Genomic DNA, 21,131 nt, shown 5'->3' on the forward strand with positions numbered 1-21,131 from the left:
GATAAATGGTTAGATAGGTGTGGACAACTGGAATGAATCATGGTAAAATAAAAGCGGAATAGAACTAAACATTTAAGCAGGTTCCTGCTACTTATTTGATGTATGACCCAGGGTTCATGCGCTAACTAATAAGTGGTTAGGAGCTGTTTTTATGCGTAAAAATCATATCTATCGTGCTTATGCTTATCTGCGCTTATCCGTGGAGGATGGCGATCAGATTGAAAGCGACAGCATTAAAAATCAAAGAGTCATAGTACAGCGTTATTGTGGCGGACAACAGGAAATCCAAATCATCGGTGAAGCAGTCGATGATGGGTATACTGGTACAAACTTCAATCGCCCCGGTTTCAAGAAAATCCTGAATCTGATTAAAAGTGGGGAGATTGACTGTATTATCGTAAAAGATCTGAGTCGTTTGGGCAGAGATTTTACGGAAGTATTGCGGTATGTACAGCGTAGATTCCCGGAGTGGGGCGTCCGTTTTATTGCGATTGATGATAACTATGACAGTGAAGCCGAATCCTGCAAAGAGGATTTTCTAACATTACCCATTAAAAGTCTGTTAAATGAAAGCTATCCGGCAAATACAAGTATCAGTATCCGAAATACATTAAAGGCTATGCGTGAGCAGGGACTTTTTGTCGGGGCATACGCGTATTATGGCTATCAAAAAGATCCAAATGATCATCACAGGTTGATTCTTGACCCTATCGCTTCGGAGGTGGTGCGGGATATCTTTCGCTGGAAACTCTGTGGTTTAAGTCAGGATGCCATCGCAACACGGCTTGACAGCCTTGGTATTTTGCCGCCGGCAGACTATAAAGTATCACAGGGGGTCCGGTACAGGACAACATTTAAAAAATATGAACGTAGCCATTGGACTGCCGTAGCTGTAGGAAGAATTCTTAATAATACCGCTTACCTGGGAATACTGATACAAGGAAAAACCACTACTCCGAACTTTAAAGTAAAGAAAATAATCTACAAAAGCGAAGAGGAGTGGGCTGTCGTAGAGGGGGCAATGCCTCCCCTTGTGAGCTGGATTGATTTTATGATTGTCAATCACTTGTTAGAGCATGATACGCGGACAGCGCCTGGTCAGGAAACCGTATATCTTTTTTCTGGGCTACTGGAATGTATAGACTGCCATCAATCACTTGTACGCAAATCCACGAAAGCAGGTGGAAAGGAATATGGATATTATGTGTGCTCTACCAACAGGGAGAATAGCAGGACATGTTCGCCTCACAGGGTTTCAGAATCAAAGTTGAAAAAAAACATTCTTCTGCTGATACAATACCATATTTCTGTTCTTACTGATTTAAAATCAATCTTGTCATATGTTGATACAATACCATTTTCGGACCGCAGGGTACAGAAGGAAAGCTCTCGGATGGAAATGTTAAAAAAGGATTACCAGAGGAATATGAAATTAGCTGCCTCATTATACGGTGACTATCAGGACGAGCTGCTGACAAGAGAGGAATACCTTCAGCTGAAAAAACAGTATTCAAGCCGTTGTACTGAACTGGAAAAGCTGATTGAGCAGCAAAAGGTAGAAAATGATAATATATTTCGGAATATCTGTGGTAAGAATGCATGGATTGATCATTTTTTGCAATTCGGTCAGGTAAAGGAACTTGACCGGAGGCTGGTAGTTAGTTGTATAAAGAGTATTCAAGTCTCCGAAAAGGGAAATCTGGAAATTACGTTCTGGTTTAAAGATGAATTTAGAAAGGTCATAGCAAAAATCAGACAGATTTGTACAGAATTGCCTAACCAGAAAATGGAAACATTCCTGGAAAGCTTAGGGGAAGGCGGTGTCATGTGTGGCTAGAAAAAGCAGAAGGAATCTGGTTGAAGAACAAGTTATTTTCTCACTTAGAGAATACAGATTTGGATCTTATGCACGCTTATCGGTTAGAAGCAATAAAATAAAAAACGATGATTCCATTAGTCATCAGCTGCAGAGAAACGGGGAATTTATAAGCAGGAATCTGTCAGGAAGTATTCTGACCGGTGAATACTGCGATAATGGTGTTTCGGGCACTACATTTAATCGTCCGGGCTTTTCTGAACTGCTCAAAGATATTAAGTCTGGAAAAATCAATGCAGTAATCGTTAAGGATTTTAGCAGATTTGGAAGAAACTATTTGGAAGCGCTGGAGCTGTTAGATGTAGTATTCCCGGAATTAGATGTTCGTTTCATCAGCATAGACGATGGATATGACAGTGCAGATCCACAATGCAGCAAAGAACGAATGGTTTATGTGATTAAACATCTGGCAAATGAATATTACGCCCGTATCTCTTCCAAAAAACTTACCCAGGCCCATGAACTGGCCAGAGGCAATGGGGAGTTCTGGGGAGCGAGGCCGCCATATGGATTTGAGCGTTCAAAAGCCAATAGTAAAATACTCGTGATTGACCCGGAAGCTGCCTCTGTTGTTGTCCGTATATTTAACATGTTTGTGCTGGAAGGATATTCATACTATAAGATTGCCCAAATATTGAATAGGGAGAATATTCCCTCGCCGAAAGCCTATCACTTGATAAAACATGGAAAAGCAGAAAAGGTAGAAAAGAACCCGGAAAAGTATCTGTGGCTGGGCAATTTCATTTCTAGTATCATTCAGAACCCCGTTTATATTGGCTGTTTGGTTACCCATAAAACAGAACAAAGCTATTATAAAGGAAAAAAATTAAAAAGGGTGCCGCGGCAGGAATGGAATATTGAAGAGGATGCTCTACCCCGTATCATAAAGCAGGCAATTTATGACAGGGCCCAAAAGAACGCACAGAAAATCTGGGTGAATAGCTTTACCAGAGAAATTGATAAGAAATATGGATTATTCGCAGGGAAGCTCGTATGTGGAGTTTGCGGAAGGCATATGTCACAAAGCAGGTATCATACAAAGCAGGGAATAGGTATTGAATATCATTGTCCTGGACATGATGTAGCACCTAATCATTGCAAGAACAAATTTATCAATGAAAAAGCAGTATTAAAAGCTGTTACGGTCCTCTTAGATAAGTGGGTCAGTATAGCAATGAAGGAGAAAAAAGCATATAAAAAGGACTCTTTTATAACCAAATTGAAACGGGAATACCAGAATCAGATTGCTGACATTGACCGGGAAATCCAGAGCCTTTTAGTGAGGCAGCAACAATTATACGAAGATTATGTAGATCAGATTCTGGATAAAAGAGAGTACATAGAATTTAAAAGACAGAATATGGAGAAGGTTGATGAACTGAGGGCACTAAAAGGGAGTTTGATTATAGAGTCAAATGATATGGTCAGGAGATATTCTTTAAAGAACAAATGGCTTTCTGCATTGATGGACAAGCAGGGAAATCTCTGCGTGACAGCGGAGATTATTGATGAATTGATTTCGGAAATCAAAATTATAGACAAAACCTCCATGGAAGTTATCTTCAAATTTGAAGATATATTCAGCATGGATTTGATTGCAAAGGCGGTGTGAGGATGAAGAAAAAATTTCTGCTTTTTTATGAACGTCTTTCCAGGGAAGATGGAGACGATGAAAGCTGCAGCATTACAAACCAAAGAAGATTGCTTAACCGATTCAAGGAGGAACACAGTGAATTTCATGATTATCAAGTAGAAGAATTTATTGATGATGGCTACACTGGCAGTAATTTTAACCGACCTAATTTTCAGAATATGATGAGCAGAGTCCGTTCTTTATATGGAAATATGATAGTAATAGCAACGAAGGATTTCTCCAGACTTGGCAGGGACACCATAGATACCGTCAATTATTTAGAAAAGATATTTCCTTTTTTGGAAGTACGCTATATTGCGATTAATGATGATTATGACAGCAAAGATTATCAATATGGTATAGATTTTGAAGCCAAATTCAAGAATTTGATTAATGGGTTAGTTCCAATTCAGGCGTCTACCACTCAGAAGAGAATTAAGATGGAGGAGGCTCTTCAAGGAAAGCATAACGGCCCAGTACCTCTTTATGGATATCGGTATACAGCTGACCGTGAATATGAGGTGGATTGGGAGGCGGCATATGTACTACAAATAATTATGGATCTATTAGACCAGAAAAAAAGTTATAAGTTTATAATTAAGTTCCTGGCTGAAAAAGGAATTGATCCGCCGAGCGTTTATTTGGCTAAAAAATACAATGCCAAATTATGTAAGACCAGTTCTATCTGGAATAAAACAACACTGAAAAAGATTGCAAGGAATAAAGCTTATTTGGGATATTCAGTACGTCATAAGGAAGAGGCTTGTGTATTGGGGACAAAAGGAACACGGGCAGTGAATAAGGCGGACCAAATTCTTGTTCCAAACAGACAGCCGAAAATTATCAGAGAAGAGCAGTTTAACAGGGTGAATGAGTGGCTGGATGAGAGGGCTGCTAAAAGTGGTTGCAAAAGTGGACCGAGGCGCAGAGTATCAGCATTATATAAAAATGTGTATTGTGTACATTGCGGTTCAGCATTAAGCAGGCGCAGATATCATGAAGATAATGACTTTTACTATTGTTTGGCTAAGCGTGAAAATCCATTGTCGGATTGTACTTTTCCGCCTATTGAAACAGCGGTATTAGAAAAAGCAGTGTTTTCGGTTATACAATTCAATTTAAGATTATTTACTGACAGCAAAAAGAAAATCTTAAAGGCTTTGAATCATAATATGGCAGATTACCATGCAATCATGGAAAGATTTCAGGAGAGGGCAGAAGAAATAAAGCAGAAGAAAATGAACTTGTATGAAGATTACAGAGCAGGGCATGTAAGCAGAGAAGAATATCTGATAAAAAAACAGAAATTGTCAGAACAGCTTGTTCCATTGGAGGCAGGAATTCAAAAGGTGGAAGAAGGAATCCGAAAATATGATGAGGCAAATATCATATTCTATTCAGATTTTGCCCGATTGGTCGATGAGTTTAGAAATGAGGAGGCGTTGTCTCCGGAGTTGGCTGATGCCTTTATTGAAAAAGTGTTGGTAGACAAGAATCATAATATTGAAGTTGTTTTTAAATTTCAGGACGAAATTAATATGCTGTGTATGAGAAAAGCAAGTTAATTACTTTCAAATTAAAAGGAGTGGACAATCTATATGAAGAATATTAAGGATTGTATGAAAAGTCGTATGAAAAAGAGGGCCGAGTTCGTAAAGGCACCCTATGGTTATCGTATTAAGGACAGGCAGTTAGTTGTAGAGGAAATGGAAGCTTTTCGCGTGAGGTCTGCTTTAAAGTTTGTTATGGATTATCTGAACAATCCGCCGGAATACATGGTATTGGAGTTCATAGATTATAAAAAAGATACACAGCATCTTGTCTTGAATTACGAGGAGGCGGCAAACAGTATTCCCTATAGTTGGATTTGCCGGCAGGTGGGAAAAGAAATAGAACTTCGGGAACAATACTTTCAGGCGGGAGAAGATATATCATTGCTTGCTTTACAGAATGTGATGGAGCTGTCATTTACAGAAGTGGAATCACATTGGAGTAATCAGGGGAATCTAATGAGAAGTGCAGGCATATGGGCAAAGAGATTGAGAAAAATGCCTGCCTCCGTATACTATGCAGGGGTTGTTACGGCGAGAACAAAATCATATTCAGAAGAGTTGAGATATATAGGCAATTATGAGCCAATAATATCAAAGGAGCAATTTGATGCATTGAATAAACGGGTGAATGAAACTGTATTTGTGGACTAAATATTACTGAATAAACACCTGAAAACATAGAACCGATAACTTATGAGCATATTTCTCATGGTTATCGGTTTTTTTCTTTCTGAACTATGTTGATGAAAACTGTGACTTAGAAGTAGTACAGGAATGCTATAAAAAGCTACATGAATTACTGGCCTGGGGATATCCATTCACATTGATCCGCATTAATAAAAGCTGTATGCATGTAGAATATCTGGACTATATCAATCAGATGGTGAAAAAGCTGTCGAAAAACAATTTGGAAGGCTTTGTAGATGTATGGAAAGAACTTATGTTAAGGGAGGAAAAACTGGCAACTGCAAATACTTTGATTAGATAGGAAAAATAAATTAAAGAGGAATGTGTAGGTTCAGGCAATTGTTTAGTAAAAACAGGTCTATGCAAAAGCGAAAGGTGAGGTATATGGCCTGACGACTGCCCGGTTCTGGAAGGTTAAGAGAAAATGAGTGCCTTGGCACAAAAAGAAAATCAGGGAAGGAATTCATTAAATCCTTCCCTGGTTTTCATTGATACAGAGGGGTGAAATGGGGTAATATTTATAATTGCCATCCGGTGGCTTCCACACGTAATTTAAGGAAATTCCGGTAAATTCCGTCCTTTTTACTGAGCTGGTCATGGGTGCCCTTTTGTTTGACGTGCCCATTATCAATCACAATAATCTGGTCAGCTTTTTGTACGGTACTCAATCGATGGGCTATGGAAATTAAAGTTTTATTTTTAGTCAGCTCCTCAATCGCAGATAAAAGAGCCTGTTCATTTTCAGGGTCAACACTGGAGGTTGCTTCATCTAAAATGACAATGGGTGCGTCTTTTAAAATTGCCCGTGCAATGGAGATTCTTTGTTTTTCGCCGCCAGATAATGTAGATCCACTTTCGCCAATTACAGTTTGATATCCATCCGGCAAGGCCATAATAAAGTCATGACAGCAGGCTCTTTTTGCTGCCTCCATTACTTCTTCAAGTGACGCATCAGGCTTCCCAAACTTAATATTATTTTCGATTGTGTCATGGAATAGATAAACCTTTTGGAAAACCATACTGATACAGTCAAGCACACTGTCAGCGGTATAGTCTTTCACATTTTGGCCGCCAATACACACAGAGCCTTCCTGAACGTCCCAGAAACGAGCGATTAAGTTACATAATGTCGTTTTACCGCTTCCTGACGGACCTACAATCGCACATGTAGTATGCTCTGGTATGTTTAAGGATATGTGGTCAATAATTCTGCGGGAACCATAGCCAAATGATACATCTTTTAATGAAATCTCATAATTGGAAGGATGGAGTTTATCTGTGGTGGTGTCCATCTGGGGAATATTTGTCACTTCTTCCAAACGGTCTAATTCGGTATTTATTTTCTTACTCAAGAATGCACTGTTTCCCATAGTTTCCAAATCAGAATAAACGGTAAATGCACAAAACAAAAATGTCATACAGAATGGTAGGGAAATTTTTCCGTCCATGTATAAGATACCAGCAGCAGCGATTAAGACGCAGCTCATCAATTTATAGACAAGGCCATATAGCCGGAGAACACCTGCGGTTGCCTTTTCCTGTGAATAATCAGCGTCCCATTTCTTTTGAAATGCAGTGTGTACCTCTTGCTGGCCGCTTTTGCCGTTTGAAAATGAACGGAGAACAGCAATCCCACGTATGTACTCTAAACATTTATTAACCAGATTTTCCTGGGCAGCCTGATAAATTGGCGAATGTTCTGCGGCCCGCTGTCTGACCAGGCGTAATACTGTCAGGCCAATTACTAAGCCTATCATACTTAGTGTCCCTATTATTGGGTTGAAAAAGAACATCATGAAAGACATAAGGAATGCCATGGCAACACCACTGGTCATCTGTTCGATAGCCATCATGGAGTAACCTTCCAGATCCGCTATGGTAGTGGTTAAAATTGTTTGGATGGTTCCAAGGTTCTGCTCTGAAAAATAACCCATAGGTGCTTGTTTTAATCGCTCACCAATTTCTAAACGGTAATCACGGAAAATATCATAACCGGTTCCGCTCATGGTACGGTCACTCATCCATTGGAAAAAGAAACGTCCAAGAATACTAATAAGAATGATAGTTACAGCTTTTAAAATTATTGAGGAGGTTAGTGTATCAAGATTTAACATGATTAAAAATACACTGAGCATCATAAAACTTTGAAAAAAGGATTTTAAAATATTGCACAGTATTCCAACTGTTATTTTTTTTCTGCTGGAGCCGGCGATTTGATAAATACGAGAAATCATTTCAAACATCTAAGATTCTCCTTTCGTTTTGGAAGTTACCGCATCTGAATAATTCTCCCACATTTTCTTATAAAGAGGGCAGTTCTCTAACAGTTCATTTTGCGTTCCGCATCCAGCTATTTTCCCATCAGCTACAACAAGGATTTGATCGGCATTGCGGATTGTATTCAGACGATGTGCAACAACAATTAGGGTTTTCCCGGAAATTAACTTACTGATTGCTTCTTGTATCAGTGCTTCATTTTCCGGGTCTGCATAGGCAGTTGCTTCATCAAGAATAACCACGGAAGCTTTTTTAAGCATGGCACGCGCTATGGTGATACGTTGGCGTTCTCCACCAGATAGGCGGTCTCCGGCATCTCCGGCCATAGTGTCGTAGCCTTTTTCTAATTGCATGATAAAATCATGGCAGTTTGCAGCTTTTGCAACGGTTTCTATTTGTTCGTCCGTTGCGGCTGGATTTCCCATGCGGATATTATCACGGATGGTTTTATCAAAAAGAAAGTTATCCTGTGCAACATAACTGATTTCTCCCATCAGCTGCTCAAAGGGGATGTTGCGAATATCCTGTGAACCAAAAAGCACAGTCCCGGAGGTGGCATCCCAAAATCCCGCCATTAATTTGGCTATGGTAGATTTACCAGATCCGGACGGACCGACAATCGCTGTCATTGATTTCGGTGACGTCTTAAATGAGATATCGTGCAGCACTTCACTTTTGTTATAACCAAAGCAAACGTGACTAAATTCAAATGTCGGTTCTGTGAGAGTAACCGGGTCCGCAGGCCGCTGCAGTTCAGGAGTTTTTAAGAAGGCAGTAACTTGTTCAAGGTTTCCTTTGATCATACTTACCTGCTCCATGGCTTCCGATACTTTCATCAGCGGCCCTGTAAAGCCAAGGGGGACAATAAGACATATCATCAGAACCGGTAAAGTAATCGAACCATTCATAAAAAGCAAAGCGCCGATAGGAAGTGTGCCAAGTAAGGTGGAGGGAAGGACTGCACGAGCGGCCGCATTCCATAGCCAGCACTCACTCCACCATTCCATGGTGCAGTCGTGGAAGTAATTGACAGCTTTTGAGTATTGCCCATAGGACGAGCTGGACCGGTTAAAAGCTTTAATGACCTGAATACCATTTACATATTCCACAAGAGAACTGTTCATTTCATTCGCAGAACACATATAGTTTTCCATACGGGAGGCATATCCGCGCATCATGGCAGCGAAAAACAAACCTCCCAACGGGACAGTAATTAAAGAGGCCAGCCCCATGCGCCAATCCAAAATAAAGATTAATAGAATACTGCATAGAGGTGCTGTGATGTGTGACGGAAGTTCAGGCATAAAATGGGCCATAGAATCCTCTAGCTTTGCCACATTATCTACAATTAAGTTTTTAAAAATGCCGGAAGGGGTTTCCAACATGACGCCCATGGGAACCTTCGCCATTTTATCGGCAATTCTTTCACGTATATTTTGTAAAATAGTAAAGGAAATACGGTGGGACAGAAGGGACGACCTCCATGTAAGGAATGTCTTAATGCACTGGCAAAGTGCCGCGATTCCCGCCAGTATCACCGTATCTTTAGTAGTAGCTGTTCCGGAATAGAGTGAGTCTGCCAACATAGCCAGTATAAGGAATGGAACCATACCAAATAGTTCCCCTAAAACGGCCATAAGAATGGAAAATTTCATTTTCCCCTTGCTACTGCCAACAAACATAAAAAGCTGCCGGATTGCCCCCGGTTCTTTTGATTTCATATAAACATCTTCCTTTCTGCTAATCAGAATTTGTAATTGGGTATTGATTTTTTAGGAAAAGGGTGGTAAAATCTATATTACGGTGTAATATTACAGTGTAATATAGTATAGAATGGAGGGGAGGAAATGTCAAGGGATTTCCAGCAAACTCATGAAAATCTTTTGGCCTGTGCAAAGAAACACTTCTTAGAATTTGGCTTTGAAAGAGCCAGTATTAGGGAAATCTGTAAAGACGCAAATGTAACCAATGGTGCCTTTTACAATCATTTTGCTGATAAGGAAGCTTTATTTGGTTCTTTAGTGGAATCAGTTGTTCAGACAATCCAAAAGATATATTCAGAATCAATAGATAAGCATTTTGATTTAGTAAAAACAGATGAGCTTAAGAATTTGTGGAGGCTGTCAGAAAGTACGATTATCCAGATAATCGAATATATTTATGAGCATTTTGATGTATTCAGGCTGCTTCTGATGTGCTCGTCAGGAACAAAGTATGCAGGCTTTTTAGACGACTTGGTACGCGCAGATGTGCAGGAGACAATAAAACTCATTGCAGAATTAAAAGCACGCGGTGTACCTGTCAATGATTTAGATGAGGACGAGTGGCATATGTTGGTCCATTCTTACTATGCTTCAATTGCGGAAATTGTTATGCACAATTATCCAAAGTCAGCTGCATTGAAGTATGCTCATACGCTATCGGTATTTTTCAGCTCGGGCTGGCAAACTGTTTTGGGGATTTAATCCCCAAAAAATTTCCCCTACAGTTAGCTGAATCTAACTATAAAATATGAAATTAGTCATAACGAAAGGACGATTAAAATGCAAAAATCTAATAAACTAAATGGAAAAGATCTTATCAATGTAGGAATTTATACTGCCATGACTCTTGTAATATTTTTTGTTTTCGGATTACTGACTGCACTGCCTGTAATATATCCATTCCTTCTGTTTATCTGGCCGTTTGTATGTGGCATTCCTATGATGCTGTACTACACAAAAATTCAGAAATTCGGGATGCTGACAATTACAGGTGTCATCTGCGGTCTGTTTTTCTTTCTTATAGGCTATACATGGATTGGGCTGGTGGGGTGGACACTGGGCGGAATTCTTGCTGATATTGTGTTAAAGGCCGGTCAGTATAAAAACTTTAACGTTACCCTCCTAAGCTATGCGTGTTTTTGCCTTGGCATGATGGGATGCCCTGCGAATCTTTGGATTGCCGGGCAGTCCTACTGGGAAAATATTCACAGCTCCATGGGGAACCAATACGCAGAAACATTACAATCTATGATGCCATCATGGATGATGTATGCGGGATTTGTGATTTTGTTTGTCGGCGGGATTTGCGGTGCTTTGCTCGGTCATAAAATGTTAAAGAAGCACTTTGAGAGGGCGGGTATTGTTTGATGCACATGCTTGCTGTTACAGAGACGAAAGGATTCCATTTAGACCCACGGACAAAATTACTGCTGATGGCCGTTGTAGCTACCGCCGAGTTTTTATATGGCCATACCGCTTTTATGCTTGCAGTGGCTTTGATACCTTTTATTCTATTACTTACAAACAGACAATATAAGGCAGCGGCCATTTTTATAGTTCTGTTTGTAGCTGCTTTGGTGGTTAAGGAAATCCAAAACTCAATTCGTTTTCACATGGTTGTCAATATGATTGTAGTTTTATTGGTGGGATTGGTTTTAAGGCTTTTTCCTGCTTTTGCAATGGGGAATTACATAATTAAATCTACTACTGCCAGTGAGTGTATTACATCACTGAGCAGAATGCATATCGGTAGGAATATTACCATTCCTCTTTCTGTATTATTTCGCTTTTTGCCTACCATGCAGGAAGAATCAGCAGCTATTAAAGACGCTATGAGAATGAGGGAAATCCAGTTTGGTACGAAAAAATTTTGGCAGAATCCAATGGCACTGCTTGAATATCGTTTCATACCGCTTATGATTTCGGTTGTAAAGATTGGTGATGAACTGTCTGCGGCAGCGTTGACCCGTGGGCTGGATAATCCAGCAAAGCGGTCAAGCATAACGAGAGTTGGATTTACCTGTTACGATGCCATTGCGGTAGTAATTTCAGGCGTTATGCTGTTTGTCACCTTATTTATTATTAAATGGTAGAAGGGGAAGTGAAATGATAGAAATTAAAGATGTGTCCTTTACCTATGAAAGCGGAGAATCAGAGAATAGCCTGCGTAATATCAATTTGAAAATCGAAGATGGAGAGACTGTTTTACTATGTGGTGAATCTGGTTGCGGTAAAACAACTTTGACGCGCCTGATTAACGGATTGATTCCGCATTATTATAATGGACAGTTAACGGGACAGATTTATTTGGATGGGAAAGAGGTAAAGGATTATCAGTTATATCAGATTGCCCCCATGGTTGGCTCTGTATTTCAAAACCCGAGAACACAGTTCTACAATGTAGATACGACAAGCGAGATTGTGTTTGGATGCGAAAATTTGGGGTTGCCGGTGCAGGAAATGCTGGCAAGGCTTGAGAATACAACAAAATGCCTTAAATTAGAAAATCTGCTTGGACGGAGCCTGTTTGCTTTATCTGGTGGAGAAAAGCAGAAGATAGCCTGTGCATCGGCAGATGCTATCTGCCCTAATACTTTTGTTTTGGATGAACCGTCCTCAAATTTGGATATTTCTTCGATAAAAGATTTAACAGAAGTAATTCGCCAATGGCAATCTGAAAATAAGACAGTAATCGTTGCCGAACACCGCCTTTATTACCTGGCTCCATATGCGGACCGAATCATATATATGAAGCGCGGAGAGATATGTAATGAATATACAAGAGAGGAATTTTTGGAACTAGATCCAAAGGAGTTAAAGAAAATGGGATTACGTGCATTAAATCCATTTGACTTGATGCCTGAAAAAAAACCTGAAGCAAATGAAAAAAGCCTGCAGATTGATAACTTTTGGTTTTCATATGAAAAACGGGGATATCCGATTGTAAACATACCGAATTTAACATTGCCGCAGGGAGAAATCATTGGAATCATTGGTGACAATGGAGCTGGTAAATCCTCTTTTGCCAGATGTCTATGCGGATTAGATAAATCTTCAAAGGGCACTTTGAAATTAAATGGCAATGCTCTCAATGCGAAGAAGCGCCGGCATATTTCCTATATGGTAATGCAGGATGTAAATCACCAGCTTTTTACAGAAGATGTACTTGATGAACTTTTGCTGAGTATGGATGGAGAAAATGAGGAAGAGGACAAGGTTCGGGCACAAGAAATTTTGGCCGGGCTTGATTTGTCGGATAAACTGAAACTGCACCCAATGTCGTTATCCGGTGGTGAAAAGCAGCGAGTCGCTATTGGCAGTGCTGTTGCATCTGGGAAAGAAATAATCATATTTGATGTAAAATGAGGTATAGATGGTAGGCGTGTATGGAGTGTATACAGTTTGCTTTTAGAGGAAAATAGGTACATGATACACAGATAATGGAAAAGAATGTGTATTCAGTTGAATATAGAAATAAGTAGTAGGTATGAAAGAATAAGATTCTTCCATGCCTTTTTTTATTATAAAGAAAGGATAGGTTGCACAGTATCCGCCCGGTCATTTTAGTAGATCTGCTGAATAGCTTTCTCCCGGAAGTGTGGTATAGTCTTGTGCTTGGAACAGGGAAACGACACAGAAAGGAGAAAACGATATGTCAGTACAGCCAGATATCATCTGGAACGAGCAATGTCTGGGGATACGGATAGGAGAACAGGTATGTATCTATCTGAAAAAGCATAATGCGGAATACCAGAGACTGCAAAAGAAAATACTGGAACTTATAGAGAAGTATCCAGTGATAGAAACATTTATGGAAGCGGCTCAGTCAATCAGTCTGACAGCAGACGAACATCAGGCACTGCACCAATATTTCCAACTGGAGAACGGAAAGGAAATGATAGAAGAAGAATATCATTTCTATATGGGACAGGCACAGATGATTTCGTATGGTGCCATGCTTGGAAAAATCAAAAAAGCAGTGTCAGGAAAGGACGAAAGTGATACAAAGAAATTACTGGAACTGCTAATGGATACCTGGATTGATGAGGTAGAAAATGAACTGAAAGAAAATGCAGTGTACCAGAAAATGCTCGAAAAAATATCAAAATATGAAGATCAGGTTCAGGCAATGGGACTTGAAAAAGAAAAACGAAAAATGATAGATGCATACGTTACGAAAGTAAATGAGAGATGGATTCTATATGCGGAATCCTTGTATCAGGCTGGTATGCAGAAAATCCTGGAATTACTGAATCTGTAAAAGAGACGGATAAAATGGGGAAGCACGAAAGACACTTCCCCATTTGTCACTTCTATTCATCTTTGCCATCAATGAGAAATATGTATGAAACCTGAAAGATTTCAGCAATGGCTTTTAATTCAAGATCAGTGACATAACGCTTGTTTGTTTCGATTCTGGTGATTACATTTTTATCCATATCGTAACCAGCTAACTGGAGTTTATAGGCAAGATCACGCTGAGACATATTGTGGGTCTTGCGAAGTTCAATCAATCGCTGGCTAATCAGATTCTTCTCACCAGACTGTGTCCTTGGCTTTGGCATCTTAAATCTCTTCCTCTCTGGTAAACAGATGGTTTGTCTCACTTTTTGCACCATCTGTATTGATTTTAACGATTGGACAAGGTAGAATCGGTTGTAAAAGTGAGACAAGGACAGAAGAGAAGGGAGAAATATATGGAGCAGGCAAAAATAGAACAGCTTGCATTTTTATATTTATGCAGCGAGCATGATAAAAGGTTATTGCTGAAAAAAGAAAAAATGCCGTTAGCTGATTTTGACAGGTTGACCTACTTGATTTACCATTTAGGTTTTAAGGAATATCATATAAAAGTATGGATGGAATTTGCTGGGGACTTCCAAAAGGAATGGGATTGCCTGGAAGCACTTCAGGAAACAGGTGGGCGTGTTGGAAACATAGATAGTACAGAATCAGAAGTTAAACTCCATGAGATGTGGATTCAGGATTTTTGCAAAAGCACACCAAAAGAGATCGGAGAGTGGATACAAGACCTAGATTATAAATAAAAAATATGATATCATTAGTGGTAGAAATCGAATTTTGTTAGGAAATGACACAATAATGAGTAGTGATAAAGAAATTGCTCATAGCATTGCGATATATATAAAGCTATAGGGGGATGTTATGACAGAACAGCAGTATAAGGATTTATTGATAGCAACAGCAAAGATGAGTGATTATGAGCATAAAGATGAGGTGGTGGAGGCGCTTAAAGTTGCTTCTGTTTCATTTCAAAAGGAATGGGCTTTTACATATCATTTGCCTGATCATCGTCAAGAGTATATTATTATTAGCGTTGTTCCAGATAAATTAATTGTCTTGAAAGAACATGAAGATTTTGTTGATGATTTGTGCAAACAGGTTTATGAACCAAACGATTATAATGAGTATAGCGGATTGGTATTAAAACCCGGAATACTTAATATTGCACCAGAAGAAGTAAGCCAAGAGATACTTTTTGATGATATACAAAATCGGATAATTGATGAAATTCGAGAAGCAAAGTTCTCAATTTGGATAGCAATGGCATGGTTCACCAATAAAAAAATATTTGATGAATTATTGAAAAAAAGAAATGAAGGGTTAGATGTAAAAATTATTATTGATAATAATCGTGTTAATAAGGAGAAACCTTCGTTCACTTTGGAAGATCACTTTGAGGTTTATCGGGTGGATGTGATGTCAGAGCGGTACAAAAATATAATGCATAGGAAGTTTTGTGTGATCGATTTAGAAGTTGCAATGCACGGTACTTTCAATTGGACAAACGCTGCAAACTATAATAAGGAACATTGGGATGTAGATCATAATAGAGAAACAGCAAAAACATTTGCAGAAGAATTTGTGAAAATGAGAAGAGATGCTGAATTGTCGATGTTGTGGCTTGATTTTTGAATGGAGTATGTTCATGGATTTAAAAGAATTTTATTTTCAAAATATAAAGGAATCCGAATACCATTATCGTTTTCTGGAATCTGTTAAAAAGGTAAATTATACATATAATATTTTTTATGGTGAAGAAGAAACTCAGAATTATCAATTTGAGATTTATGATGTTGAAGAAGCAATAACGAAATTTAAAGAACTGTGTCAGCCAGATGTTGATTTTTCAGGTGAAAATAAATGTTGGTTTTATCTAATAACATATTATCTACATATGCTCGGTTATGAGATAAAAGAGTTTCCTAGAATACTAGCAAGACCCCCTGTTGATCCAACAGACTTTACATATAGAGATATTAGAAATCGAATTATTGCTCTAGGTGGAGATGATAATGGAACTGTTCGTTATGCGACTAGAAGAACCTTTGTAGCAGATCTGACATTTGAGCAAAAGTCTTGTAATATTGAAGTGAACGATTCTATAAATCAGAAATTTATTGAAATTTCTACTAGACAGGCATCTTTCAATAGTATGCATATAGATGAAAAAATTGCTGAGATTGCAAACCTTATTGAAAACCTGTTGAAACAAGATGGAAAATTTATCACACCAGAATATGAAGATGTATGTTGTGGCTTCATTGACGATACGATAGTAAAGAATTATAGAAAGAAAATGCAGTGCTTTAGACATTGCACAGATGAAGCAATAGAGGAAAGAAAGACATACTCCGAAGAACAAAAAAAATTCCTTGTTGATTATGGACTTACAATGGTAAAAGCTATTCATGAATTGGTGAAATAAAGAATAGTAACATAGGCAGCTAGTAGGAACATTTTAAAGCAGTATTTATGTGCTACAAGAACAGAAATAGAGAATCCAAGTTATAAATTAATTAAAAGTGATAGCATACAGTTATGCATATTTGTTTGTAAATATACATAACTGTATTTTTTATTACGGGCAGGGCTCTTCGGGGTTCTGCCCTTTTTCTCTTTTTCCAGACCGAAAGACCACCTGCTGGAAAAGAACAAAGAAAACCAGAAAGGATGTGGTGACTTATCATTATAGGAATTGACCATGGATATTATGCCATCAAAACTCCCCATGTGTGCTTCCCGACAGGATTGACCGGGTATGATTACGAGCCGTACACCATGCAGAATGTCCTGCAGTACAATGGGAAATTTTATGTGTGTGGAACCGGGCGGCAGACGCTGGTGAGAAGCAAGACTTCCAATGACAATTATTATCTTTTGACAATGGCAGCTATTGCTCAGGAAATCCGCTATCGCCGGGGAGAGAGGAAAACAGATGTGGTTCTGGCAGCCGGCCTCCCACTGGCAAGTTTTGGCAGGGAGAAAAAAGGTTTCCGGGAATATCTGTTTCGGAAAGAGCAGCCTCTGCGTTTCCGGTACGAGGATGAGAGCTATGAGATCCGGATTCAGGATGTAAAACTGTTCCCACAGGGATACTCTGCCCTGGCTCTTCACCCGGAATGTGTTCGGGATGAGCCTTCTGTTCTTCTCGCAGATATCGGTGGCTGGACCGTAGACCTGATGCGGCTGGACAACAGTGTTCCAAATGCCGCTACCTGCCGCAGCCTGGAACTTGGTGTGATCCGGTGTGTGGATGAGATCACCGAGCAGGTACGCAGAAATACCGGACTGTCTGTAACGGATATTCAGATCGAACGTGTTCTGAACGGCCAGAGCTGCAGCATGGACCCGGCCGCAAAAGAAATCATTGTCCGGCAGGGAAGACTCTACACGGAGAAAATACTGTCTGCAATTATGGAAGCCGGGTTCGATCTGAAGGCAATTCCGTCCGTGATCATGGGCGGCGGAGCCAGCATTCTGAAACGGCACGTGACACCGCAGGACAGGCTGTGTCGGCAGATTTACCTGACAGACATACACGCCAATGCTTCCGGCTATGAGCGGATTGTGGGGCAGATGTGCGCGAAGTAAAGAGACCCGTTTTCTCGTTCCGCCTGAACCTTGATAACCCAGATCACAAAAAGGCATGGGAGATCCTGCAAAGTGTTCCAGATGGACAGAAGAGCAGCTATCTGGTTCAGGTGATTTTAAAAGATCAGGAAAACAACCAGCTGGAGAAAAGCATCCGGCAGGCAATCCGGGAAGAACTGGCAGGTGTTTCCATTTCTGGCTCCGGGGAGAGGGTTTCAAAAAAGGAAGAAATCCCGTCCCAGATGCTGGATTTTCTCTCCGGGCTTGAGGATGCATTCTGAAAAAGTCAAGTCTTTCCTGGTGATAAAATAGCCAAATTTCAAGCAGTCAAATTAGTATAAATCACGGATTTTTGAAAGGGGTGATGCCTATTGAATGTTATTGGATCTGCATCCTTTGGGAGCTTTTGAGAGCCTCATATTCGTTGGGTATTGTGAATAGCTTTCTGTCATGTTTTAGGGTATGTTGTATGTAGAAAAAAGAAAGGAGAACGAACACAATGGAGATGAAAAACATATGCGGAAAAATTCCGGTAGAGCTGCATGAAAAGCTAAAACTGGAAGTCGAAGAGTTAGGAATCAGCATACCAAAATACCTTGAAATGGTAATCGAAGAACACATGACAAGAAAAGGAGAAAAGACGAACATGGCAGATTTAAGAACAGTAGCAGTACAGGTAACCGAGGATTTATTTTCCAGACTGAAAGCAGTCCTCGCCAGGAATGGCATGAAACAGAAAGACTTCTTAATCGGGCTTATCGAAGATGCAATCGAAAAAGAAGAAGCCAAATGGAAAGCAGAGTCAGAGGAAGCCGAAGAAACAGAAATGGAAGATCCTGAGACTGCGAAATCAGAACCGGATGAAGAGTCAGCAGAACCTGAAGCAGAAGAGCCTGAGACAGAAGCACTGGAAGCTGAAACAGACGGAGAAATGACAGAACCGGACGAAGCTGAAGCAGATGAAGAGCCGACAGAGCCAGAAAACGAAGAGCCAGCGGAAGCAGAGCCAACAGAACTGGAAACCGAAGAAGCAGAAGAATCTGAGCCAGAGGAAGCGGAATCAGAAGAATAGACATCACAAAACAGAAACCAAGAGACGGAAACGGTGCAGAGAAATCTGCACTGTTTTTTTCACAGCGAAGGGAGGCTGATAGCCGGAACAATTCGATTTTTTGACCTGTTCAGTGGAATCGGAGGATTCCGAGAAGGGCTGCACAGGGCAGGGGGCTTCACCTGTGTCGGACACTGTGAAGCAGATGCATATGCAGACCACAACTACCGGGTGCTGTTTGATACGGAAGGAGAGTGGTTCTGCAATGACGCAAGAAATATTGAAACAGAACGAATGCCGGACTTTGATCTTTTATGTGCGGGATTTCCTTGCCAGGCATTCTCAATCGCTGGACGAAGGGAAGGATTTGCCGATGCAAGAGGAACCCTTTTCTTTGAAGTTGCCAGACTGGTTGCAGACAAACGACCTGCGTATTTTCTCCTTGAAAACGTACCCGGTCTGCTTTCGCATGACAAAGGGCGGACGTTTCACACCATCCTCAGTACGCTATCTGAACTGGGGTATCATGTCGAATGGAAAGTGCTTAACAGCAAGGATTTCGGAGTCCCCCAGTCAAGGAAGCGGGTGTATATTGTCGGATATCTTGATGGAAGATGTGCCGGAAAAATATTACCTTTCCCAAAAGCAAATGGAACAGCTCTTATACAAGTCCATGCTGGCAAACAGGGAGAAAGAGTCTACGCAGAAGAAGGACTGAGCTGCACGCTGACCAGCGGGGCTGGTGGTATGGGCGGCAAGACCGGATTATACGAAGTCGGTATCCCAATCAAGGAAAACACCCGAAAAGGATACAAGATGGCCTACGAGGGGGACAGCATCGATCTCGGATATCCGGGAATCAACAGCCGCAGGGGAAGAGTCGGGCATGAGATCGCCCATACCCTGACGACCGGAAACCAGCAGGGAACACTGCATTTTGTAGATATCTCCCCTCTGCCGCTGGTGACAGACGTTGCAAGATGTCTGAATACCAGACAGGATTCCAGCATCCATAACCACAGGGGCGAAAGTTCCGGGGTGCTGGTGGAAGAACCGCCAAGGGCAGTGCTGACACCGGCCAGGGAAAAAGTCCGCCAGAATGGAAGAAGGATGAAAGAACCGGAAGAGCCAATGTTCACCATTACGGCAACTGACCGTCATGGAGTGATTTACCACGGCAGAATCCGCAGGCTGACGCCAAGGGAGTGTCTGCGGCTGCAGGGATACCGGGATGGTCAGATTTCCAAGATGGAAAAAGAAACATCGGATAACCAGCTTTACAAGCAGGCCGGTAATGGTGTCACTGTCAATGTCATTGAAGCAATAGGCAGAAATTTGAAAGCAGTAGATGAAGAGATCCAAAGCGGCTCACCTGTTCCAGAAGCGAAGGGTGGGTGAAGCAGATCGACCTAAAAGACCAGTATTTTGGTACAGAGATTGAGATGACAGGTATCAGCCGCTATGATGCGGCTGTTGCGATTGGAAGAATGTTCGGAACAGAGCCATATCATATCCGTTCTTACGATTCCTGGTGTGTAAAAGATTCAGATGGAAAAACGTGGAAATTTTCAAGGGACAGCAGTATCGACTGTGAAAGGCTGGCAAATGGTACTGTAATAGATGCCGATGGAGATTATTCGACAGAAATGGTATCCCCGAAATTGGAATATTCGGAAATGGGGAAACTCCAGGAAGTGGTGCGGTGTGTCAAAAACGCAGGTGCTTTTGTCAATTCATCCTGTGGCATGCATGTCCATGTGGACGCATCCAATCATACACCAAGGAGTCTGAAAAATGCACTGACGATCATGTACTGCAAAGAGGATATTCTGTTCAAAGCCTTAAATGTACAGACGAGAAGGGAAGATGAGTATTGTCAGAAAGTCCGTCCTATGGTAGTGGAGAAGATCCGCCGGATGCCAAACAGCACCATCACGATGGAAAAATTCAAAAGGGCATGGTATGAGGGAAATGACGGAAGCTCCGAGCATTACAACTGGACAAGGTATTATGCCTTAAACCTACATGCTGTTTTTTCCAAGGGAACACTGGAATGGCGTTGTTTTGAAAGCACCCTCCATGCAGGAAAAGTCCGGTCAAACATTACGCTGGCACTTGCCATATCCGCACAGGCGGTCAACCAGTCCTGTACCCATGCCAAAAAGACGGAGATCGGGGATAACCCGGCATTTACATTCCGTACCTTTTTGCTCCGTCTCGGACTAATCGGGGACGAATACAAAAATGTGCGGAAGCATCTGCTTGCTAACCTCGACGGCGATAAAGCATGGCGGTATGACAAAAGCACATATGCCTGTCTGCAGAAGCCAGGACGGACAGAGGACGCAAGATAACAGAATAATGAGAACAGACAGGCCGGGTGGGAACATCCGGC

At 40.8% G+C, this 21,131-nt stretch carries 20 protein-coding genes; 17 read left to right on the forward strand and 3 right to left on the reverse strand.

The window, feature by feature from the left end:
- Window positions 1–151 precede the first annotated feature (151 nt).
- The 4 genes from MUB35_RS17720 to MUB35_RS17735 are packed head-to-tail and all read left to right on the forward strand — an operon-like array spanning window position 152 to window position 5,713.
- A complete protein-coding gene (locus MUB35_RS17720) occupies window positions 152–1,837 on the forward strand; it encodes a recombinase family protein (protein WP_006567759.1) in 1,686 nt (561 codons plus the stop codon).
- Window positions 1,830–3,488, forward strand: a complete 1,659-nt coding sequence (locus MUB35_RS17725; RefSeq protein WP_024739136.1) for a recombinase family protein — start codon at window positions 1,830–1,832, stop codon at window positions 3,486–3,488. The genes MUB35_RS17720 and MUB35_RS17725 overlap by 8 nt, the downstream gene beginning before the upstream one ends.
- Window positions 3,489–3,490: 2 nt before the next feature.
- Complete coding sequence (locus MUB35_RS17730) at window positions 3,491–5,074, forward strand: recombinase family protein (RefSeq protein ID WP_006567755.1); 1,584 nt, start codon at window positions 3,491–3,493, stop codon at window positions 5,072–5,074.
- 33 nt (window positions 5,075–5,107) lie between these two features.
- On the forward strand, window positions 5,108–5,713 hold the full coding sequence (locus MUB35_RS17735; RefSeq protein ID WP_006567754.1) for a hypothetical protein: 606 nt from the start codon (window positions 5,108–5,110) through the stop codon (window positions 5,711–5,713).
- Window positions 5,714–6,267: 554 nt separating this feature from the next.
- Here MUB35_RS17735 and MUB35_RS17740 read toward each other — a convergent pair.
- Complete coding sequence (locus tag MUB35_RS17740; protein ID WP_006567752.1) at window positions 6,268–7,992, reverse strand: ABC transporter ATP-binding protein; 1,725 nt, start codon at window positions 7,990–7,992, stop codon at window positions 6,268–6,270.
- Window positions 7,993–9,747: an ABC transporter ATP-binding protein gene (locus tag MUB35_RS17745; RefSeq protein WP_006567751.1), complete on the reverse strand. Its 1,755-nt coding sequence runs from the start codon at window positions 9,745–9,747 to the stop codon at window positions 7,993–7,995.
- A 126-nt stretch (window positions 9,748–9,873) separates the two neighbouring features.
- Here MUB35_RS17745 and MUB35_RS17750 point away from each other — a divergent pair, with 126 nt between their 5' ends.
- The 5 genes from MUB35_RS17750 (at window position 9,874) to MUB35_RS17770 (ending at window position 14,050) form a co-directional block, all read left to right on the forward strand.
- On the forward strand, window positions 9,874–10,491 hold the full coding sequence (locus MUB35_RS17750; RefSeq protein WP_006567750.1) for a TetR/AcrR family transcriptional regulator: 618 nt from the start codon (window positions 9,874–9,876) through the stop codon (window positions 10,489–10,491).
- A 78-nt stretch (window positions 10,492–10,569) separates the two neighbouring features.
- Complete coding sequence (locus tag MUB35_RS17755; protein WP_006567749.1) at window positions 10,570–11,157, forward strand: MptD family putative ECF transporter S component; 588 nt, start codon at window positions 10,570–10,572, stop codon at window positions 11,155–11,157.
- Complete coding sequence (locus MUB35_RS17760; protein WP_006567748.1) at window positions 11,157–11,882, forward strand: energy-coupling factor transporter transmembrane component T; 726 nt, start codon at window positions 11,157–11,159, stop codon at window positions 11,880–11,882. Before MUB35_RS17755 ends, MUB35_RS17760 begins: the two co-directional genes overlap by 1 nt.
- A 13-nt stretch (window positions 11,883–11,895) precedes the next feature.
- Entirely contained in the window at window positions 11,896–13,155 is a 1,260-nt protein-coding gene (locus MUB35_RS17765; protein ID WP_331477563.1) for an ABC transporter ATP-binding protein, read from the forward strand.
- 286 nt (window positions 13,156–13,441) lie between these two features.
- Window positions 13,442–14,050 (forward strand): DUF6664 family protein, encoded by a 609-nt coding sequence (locus MUB35_RS17770; protein ID WP_117802443.1) that lies wholly within the window; start codon window positions 13,442–13,444, stop codon window positions 14,048–14,050.
- A 52-nt stretch (window positions 14,051–14,102) separates the two neighbouring features.
- On the opposite strand, the gene MUB35_RS17775 is transcribed toward MUB35_RS17770, so the two are convergent.
- Window positions 14,103–14,354 (reverse strand): helix-turn-helix domain-containing protein, encoded by a 252-nt coding sequence (locus tag MUB35_RS17775; RefSeq protein ID WP_015513363.1) that lies wholly within the window; start codon window positions 14,352–14,354, stop codon window positions 14,103–14,105.
- A 132-nt stretch (window positions 14,355–14,486) separates the two neighbouring features.
- Between MUB35_RS17775 and MUB35_RS17780 the strand changes: the two genes are divergently transcribed.
- From MUB35_RS17780 to MUB35_RS17815, 8 genes are all read left to right on the forward strand, one after another.
- Entirely contained in the window at window positions 14,487–14,837 is a 351-nt protein-coding gene (locus MUB35_RS17780) for a hypothetical protein (protein ID WP_117802442.1), read from the forward strand.
- Between the two features lie 118 nt (window positions 14,838–14,955).
- The gene (locus MUB35_RS17785; protein WP_015513364.1) at window positions 14,956–15,726 is read left to right on the forward strand and encodes a phospholipase D-like domain-containing protein; all 771 of its coding nucleotides are present in this window, start codon (window positions 14,956–14,958) and stop codon (window positions 15,724–15,726) included.
- Between the two features lie 13 nt (window positions 15,727–15,739).
- Window positions 15,740–16,519 carry a hypothetical protein gene (locus MUB35_RS17790; protein ID WP_117802441.1) on the forward strand — a complete coding sequence of 260 codons (780 nt, stop codon included), beginning with the start codon at window positions 15,740–15,742 and terminating at the stop codon, window positions 16,517–16,519.
- A gap of 257 nt (window positions 16,520–16,776) precedes the next feature.
- On the forward strand, window positions 16,777–17,685 hold the full coding sequence (locus MUB35_RS17795) for a ParM/StbA family protein (protein ID WP_158293346.1): 909 nt from the start codon (window positions 16,777–16,779) through the stop codon (window positions 17,683–17,685).
- Complete coding sequence (locus MUB35_RS17800) at window positions 17,673–17,966, forward strand: hypothetical protein (protein ID WP_055155764.1); 294 nt, start codon at window positions 17,673–17,675, stop codon at window positions 17,964–17,966. The genes MUB35_RS17795 and MUB35_RS17800 overlap by 13 nt, the downstream gene beginning before the upstream one ends.
- A gap of 218 nt (window positions 17,967–18,184) precedes the next feature.
- Window positions 18,185–18,757, forward strand: a complete 573-nt coding sequence (locus tag MUB35_RS17805) for a hypothetical protein (RefSeq protein ID WP_055155765.1) — start codon at window positions 18,185–18,187, stop codon at window positions 18,755–18,757.
- 75 nt (window positions 18,758–18,832) lie between these two features.
- A complete protein-coding gene (gene dcm, locus MUB35_RS17810) occupies window positions 18,833–20,134 on the forward strand; it encodes a DNA (cytosine-5-)-methyltransferase (RefSeq protein ID WP_255786097.1) in 1,302 nt (433 codons plus the stop codon).
- A 5-nt stretch (window positions 20,135–20,139) separates the two neighbouring features.
- Entirely contained in the window at window positions 20,140–21,090 is a 951-nt protein-coding gene (locus MUB35_RS17815; RefSeq protein WP_081019500.1) for an amidoligase family protein, read from the forward strand.
- Window positions 21,091–21,131 lie beyond the last annotated feature (41 nt).

Source organism: Blautia sp. NSJ-175, from assembly GCF_022867815.1.
In the GTDB taxonomy this organism is placed as follows: Bacteria; Bacillota; Clostridia; order Lachnospirales; family Lachnospiraceae; genus Blautia; species Blautia celeris.